The following is a 5,555-nucleotide window of genomic DNA, read 5'->3' as shown; positions in this document are numbered from 1 at the left end:
GTTCTTCTTTTTGTCCGTGAGTTCAAAAAAATCGGGAATGTGACGCAACCCTATCAGTTCCTTGGGACTGCCCGTTATGTCTCCCATGAGGGAAGTCGGCCGATGAGTATTCTCTGGAGACTTGATCGTGCTCTGCCGTCACGTCTCTTTATGAAGGCGAATAAGATGTTGATTGGGTAGTCCTTTCCCAAACTTTTTGCACCTCCCTCTCCACTTTCACCCCGCCCCCGAAACCCTCATCCCTTCCCCATCCTATCCCTCCTCCATGCCAGAAGAAGCACCGGCACAAAAAAAGTCCCTCGACAAACCCGAGGTCGGCGAGTACAAAGGCAACCCCATCCTCAGCATCCCGGTGGGGAAGAGCGGCCGCCCCTTCAGCTTCGGCTACCAGAAGGCGAAGGCCATCCTCCTCTCCGTCGAGGAGATCCGGGCCTTCGTCAGTTCGGTCGAGGAGAAGGAAAAGGAATGAAGACCTGCATGTGACGGTGCGGGAAAAAAAGGGAATCAGTCATACTCCCGGAAGAGCGCCGGGTTCTGCCTGTGGATCCACCAGCGCCTGAGGAGGACGCCGCCGCCGATCAGCACCAGGACGGCCCCGCCGCCGAGTGCGATCGCCGCGAGCGGGAGTCCGGGCGAGGCCTGCTGCGTCGTCGGCACCGCCGTCGTCTCCTCCGCGGTCGGCGCCGGCGTTGCGGGCGAGGTCGTCTCCGCCGGCGTCGGGGTCACGGCCGTCTTTTCTATCCCGGCAACCGCGTAGAGGGAGAAGCCCGGACTCGTCGCCGTGAAAGTGACCTGCCCGTCCGCGGTCGCCCCGACCGTCGTCGGCAGGGCGGTCCAGGTGGCGTTGGCATAGTGGTACAGCACGACGTCGGCCGGGGAGAGGTTGTGCTCCTCCAGCCACGCAAGCGGCACGGAGAAGGTGACCGTCGCCCCGGTGATGTTCGTGTACCGCCGCGGCACGAGGTCGACGTACTCGAGGACGCTGCCCGGCACCGGCGGGACGCCGGCGGGCGGTGCGGAGAGGACGGTGGCCGTAATGATGATCCCGGAGGTCCCGGTGCCGGTGACGGCGATCCGGGTCACGGCCGATCTCCCGCTCACGGTGACGTCGCGTGTGGACGGGGTCTGCGCCGCCGGTGCCGTCCACGAGTCCCCGCCGCTGTCGCCGCCCGACGACGGCGCCCTGACCGTGACGGTCTTCTGCTCGCGGTCGTACCCGCCGGCATTGAACGCCTGGAACGTGACCGTATAGGTGCCCGGCGTCGTGTACGTGTGCGACGGGTTCGGGTCGGTCGCCCCTGCGGGCCGGAACTGCCACACGTCGTTCCGATAGGCGCCGTCGGAACCGCCCATGAGGACGACGCTCCCGTCGGGCATTGCGACGCCTGCATGACCGATCCTTTCCGTCCACCCGGCGTCGGGCAGTCTCGTCCAGGTTCTGCCGCCGTCGGTGGACCGCCAGACATCGTTTTTATCGGTGCCGTCTTCGCCGCCCATCAGGAGGATGCTGCCGTCGGGCATGGCGAGCGTCGTATGGCCGCTCCTGGCCGTCCACAGGGGGCCACGTGACATGACCTGCGTCCAGGTTCTGCCGTTGTCGTCCGACCGCCATACATCGTTCTTGTTCCCGTCCACTGTCATACCGCCGGTGAGGACGATGCTGCCGTCTGGCATCACGACGCTGCTGTGGTCGAACCGTCCCGACCACCCCGAACTCGCGTTCACCAGCGTCCATGTCCTGCCGTTGTCGTCTGACTGCCAGGTATCGTTTCTATAGGTGTCATCCCAGCCGCCCATGAGGAGGATGCTGCCGCCGGGCAGGGTGACAACCGCATGACCATTGCGCTTTGTCCATCCCGAACTTGCGTTCATCTCCATCCATGTCCTGCCGTTGTCGTCCGACCGCCAGGTGTCGTTCAGGCGGGAACCGTCCCACCCGCCCATGAGGACGACGCTGCCGTCAGGCAGGGTGACGCTGCCGGGATAGAGTCTGCCCGTCCACCCCGAACTTGCGTTCTGGAGCGTCCACCTCCTGCCGCCGTCTGTCGAGACCAGGGTGTCGTTCTTCCAGGCGGTGCCGTCGTATCCGCCCATGAGGATGATGGTGCCGTCGGGCAGTGCTACCGCCGTATGGGTGTACCGCGCCGTCCACCCTGCGTTGGGCAGAGATGTCCACTCCTCCGTGTAGTCCTCGTCGCCGAAGAACCAGGCCCGCCCGGTCGGGTCGCCGGTCGACGCGTCGGTGAAGGAGACGGTGAGGGGCGCGGTGCCCGCGGTCGGGGAGGCGGTGAACGCCGCCGTCGGCGGGACCGGTGCCCTGACCGTGATCTCGCGGGTCGCCCGCGTCGACCCGCCGGCATTGAACGCCTGCAAAGTCACCGTATAGGTGCCCGGCGTCTCGTAGGTGTGCGTGGGGTCCTGGTCGGTCGAGCCTGCAGACCGGAACTGCCAGACGTCGTTTTTATCGGTGCCGTCGGAACCGCCCATGACGACGACGCTCCCGTCGGGCAGGGCGACGGAGGTGTGGCCGCCCCGTCCCGTCCACCCGGCATCGGGCACCTGCGTCCAGGTGGCGCCGTCATCGGTCGACCGCCAGACATCGTTCGCATACCCGCCGTCGTACCCTCCCATCAGGAGGACGCTGCCGTCGGCAAGCGCGACGCTCTCGGGGTACATCCGTCCCGTCCACCCGGCGCGGGGCACCTCCGTCCATGTCCTGCCGCCGTCCTCCGAGCGCCAGGTGTCGTTGCGTAATCCGCCGGTGGGACCGCCGCCGGCACCGCCCAGGAGGAGGATGCTGCCGTCAGACATTGCGACGCTCTCCGGGTACATCCTTTTCGACCACCCTGCGTCAGGCAGCTTCGTCCACGTAAAGCCGCCGTCCTCCGACCGCCAGACGTCGTTCACGAAGCCGGTGCCGTCAAAACCGCCCATGAGGACGACGCTCCCGTCGGGGAGGGCGACCGCCGTATGGGCCTGCCGCGCCGTCCACCCTGAACTCGCGTTCACCTGCTCCCAGGTGACGCCCTTGTCGGTCGAGATCCAGGTGTCGTTCTGTTCGGCGGTGCCGTCGTATCCGCCCATGAGGACGATAGTGCCGTCGGGGAGGGCGACCGTCGTATGGCCGCCCCGTGCCGTCCACCCTGAACTTGCGTTCACCTCCGTCCACGTCCTGCCGCCGTCTGTCGACTGCCAGGTGTCGTTTGTGTAGGCGGACAATTCACGGCCGCCCATGAGGACGATGGTGCCGTCGGGCAGGGCGACCGTCGCAGGGAAACTCCGCGCCGACCACGCGGCGTCGGGCAGAGGTGTCCAGTCCTCCGTGTAGTCCTCGTCGCCGAAGAACCACGCCCGCCCGGTCGGGTCGCCGGTCGAGGCGTCGGCGAAGGAGACGGTGAGGGGTGCGGTGCCCTCCGTCGGTGCGGCGGTGAAATCTGCCACAGGTGCGCCGGCGCTTCCCGTGCCGACAAGAAGCAAAAATGCCCCAATAAATGTGCAAAATATCCGTACAGGGTTGTTCCTGGGGTAATTATTCATCATTATCTGAAAAATTCAAATCCATATACACATTCCGCTTTTTTCCCGGTTTGTATGTATGAGATCAGATGAAAATTCCCTGTCTCCCACGACTGCCCCTCCCTTCGCCCCCCAGAAAGTCGGAGAGTACAGGGGCACCCCCCTCCTCACCCTCCCCCGAAGACCGGGAGGTGCACGCCTGTCCGGTCGTCGAGCACCCTCTCTGCCGCCATGCCGACGAACTCCACGACCACCGCCTCCACGACGAGGTAGACGGCCGCACGCTCCCGGAGACACCCCGCCCGCGTCGCCTCCCCCCTCCCGGCGGCGACATGGAGGTGGAGGGCCGGACCCTCCTCGCCGGGGTAGACCGTGCCGGTGCCGACGACCTTCCAGCCGCCGGCGACCGTCTCCACATGGGGGACGGGCGGGAAGACCGGCCTCTCCGGCCCGGTGACGACCCTGCCGTCCCCAAGCGCCCCGAGCACCTGGACCATGCCGCAGGCGATCCCCTTCTCCCCGACAAAGCGGGTGAGTTCCGCCAGGACGTCCTCGCCGTCGTCGATCCGCAGGGAGAAGACCCGGCCCACCCTGCCTTCGGTGTACTGCATGGCAGGGCATCGGCCGGAGGAGGGATGAAGATGTCTCCCGCGGCGAAAGAAAAATAGGTTGGAATATATATATCGCCATTATATCATGAATTCTTGAGGTGATCGCTCATGCTCTATTATGCACAGGGAAATGCGATTGTAACCAGGGACGAACTCTACGAAAAAGTGGATTCCGGGGAGCTGACGGAATTTTACCGTGACCTGTCGTTGAAAAAAAGCACGCGGTCCATCCGCTTCTCCACCGGCGACCTCACGGCGGAAAACGCGGTTGCGCCCGACATTGTTCCGTTTCAGCCGATCGGGATGGGAAAACCTCTCACCATCATGATCCGGGAGGTCTATACCGGCCGGTACCCACAAAAACTCCTGGGGGATCGGTCGGACATGCTCGTGACCTCGGCCGTCAGGAGTCCCTTCACCTACGACGCCAGACCCCGCGCCATGAATTATCTGGCGAAAGGTGTCTCCCCGAAGAAGCGCCTTTTCAGGCCATCCGCATCTGACGAAGGCACCCCGGTCGTTTTTTATTCGCCAGCCCTCATCGAACGGTCCCTGACCCTCGATCTCACCATCGTCTTCGACGACTTCCCGAAAGCGGTCTTCGAAAAGTTCGGGGGTTTGATGAGCAGGGCAGCGGCGATCCCGGTATTTCTGCCGTACTCCACCTACCTGTTTTCGGCCGGCGTGGTCACGAACCTGATCGGATCTGCGGGAGAGATGGCATTCGACCGCAGCCCCGAATTTTCCACATCCGAGCCCCTCGATATCCGGCTGCCCGGAAGTGTCCCGGTCCCTCCGGGCTTCGCCCTGATCTCGGACGACAACGTCGACCGCTACGACGAGACCTTTTTGACGGAGTATCATGTCGACGGAAGGGGCCGGGTCGTCGATATGGCGGGCACACCCTATGCCGGCAACGTCCCCTATATCGTCGTCAGCCTCGACGGTACGCCCCACGACGAACTCTCCGCCTTTGCACCGGCCGCGGCGAGTGCGGCGGTTCTCTCCAGGTTTTTCGGCGTCGCCGACAAACAGACAGAATCGTTTGAGATCCTGACAGAAGGGGTCAAGCTCTACAACGACTATGCCTATCGCAAACAGGTGGACGCACTCGACGCGACGATCGCCTCTCTCCCCGCGGGCGAAGAGAAAGAGGCTCTTGTGAAAAAAAGGGAGGCGCTGGCGAAAAACATCCTCACCGATCTGCTCAAGAAATAGGTCTCGCCGCCGGCACCCCCCCTATTTTATATCCCCCCACCCCCTCAGGGGAGCGATGATCCCCGACTCCTTCCGCTGCGAGATGGTCGGATGGGAGAGGGCCGCCCGCCTCTCCCGTCTCCTCGCCGAAAAGATCCGGGCCTCGGGCTACCGCCCCGACGTGGTGGTCGCCATCGGCCGGGGCGGGTACGTCCCGGCCCGCATCGTCTG

General features: G+C 64.5%; 5 protein-coding genes. 3 read left to right on the top strand and 2 right to left on the bottom strand.

The window, feature by feature from the left end; translation table 11 throughout:
* Both PHP59_RS12725 and PHP59_RS11075 read left to right on the top strand, forming a co-directional pair.
* Positions 1–180: hypothetical protein (locus PHP59_RS12725; protein ID WP_366943764.1), on the top strand; the 180-nt coding region annotated here is incomplete at its 5' end.
* Between the two features lie 85 nt (positions 181–265).
* Positions 266–469, top strand: coding sequence for a hypothetical protein (locus PHP59_RS11075; RefSeq protein WP_300166931.1), 204 nt, complete (start codon positions 266–268; stop codon positions 467–469).
* Positions 470–504: 35 nt separating this feature from the next.
* Here PHP59_RS11075 and PHP59_RS11070 read toward each other — a convergent pair whose 3' ends face one another.
* Complete coding sequence (locus tag PHP59_RS11070; protein ID WP_300166928.1) at positions 505–3,477, bottom strand: kelch repeat-containing protein; 2,973 nt, start codon at positions 3,475–3,477, stop codon at positions 505–507.
* Between the two features lie 206 nt (positions 3,478–3,683).
* Positions 3,684–4,127 (bottom strand): PPC domain-containing DNA-binding protein, encoded by a 444-nt coding sequence (locus PHP59_RS11065; protein ID WP_300166925.1) that lies wholly within the window; start codon positions 4,125–4,127, stop codon positions 3,684–3,686.
* Between the two features lie 108 nt (positions 4,128–4,235).
* On the opposite strand from PHP59_RS11065, the gene PHP59_RS11060 reads away from it, so the two are divergent.
* Complete coding sequence (locus PHP59_RS11060) at positions 4,236–5,345, top strand: hypothetical protein (protein ID WP_300166922.1); 1,110 nt, start codon at positions 4,236–4,238, stop codon at positions 5,343–5,345.
* Positions 5,346–5,555 lie beyond the last annotated feature (210 nt).

It is taken from the genome of Methanofollis sp. (genome assembly GCF_028702905.1).
Taxonomy (GTDB): Archaea; Halobacteriota; Methanomicrobia; order Methanomicrobiales; family Methanofollaceae; genus Methanofollis.
This window is presented reverse-complemented; position numbering and strand designations above follow the sequence as displayed.

What these genes read in the sequence shown, in the direction of transcription:
- PHP59_RS11075 (WP_300166931.1), top strand. Translation starts at nt 266, where the DNA reads ATGCCAGAAGAAGCACCGGCACAAAAAAAGTCCCTCGACAAACCCGAG.
- PHP59_RS11065 (WP_300166925.1), bottom strand. Translation starts at nt 4,127, where the DNA reads ATGCAGTACACCGAAGGCAGGGTGGGCCGGGTCTTCTCCCTGCGGATC.
- PHP59_RS11060 (WP_300166922.1), top strand. Translation starts at nt 4,236, where the DNA reads ATGCTCTATTATGCACAGGGAAATGCGATTGTAACCAGGGACGAACTC.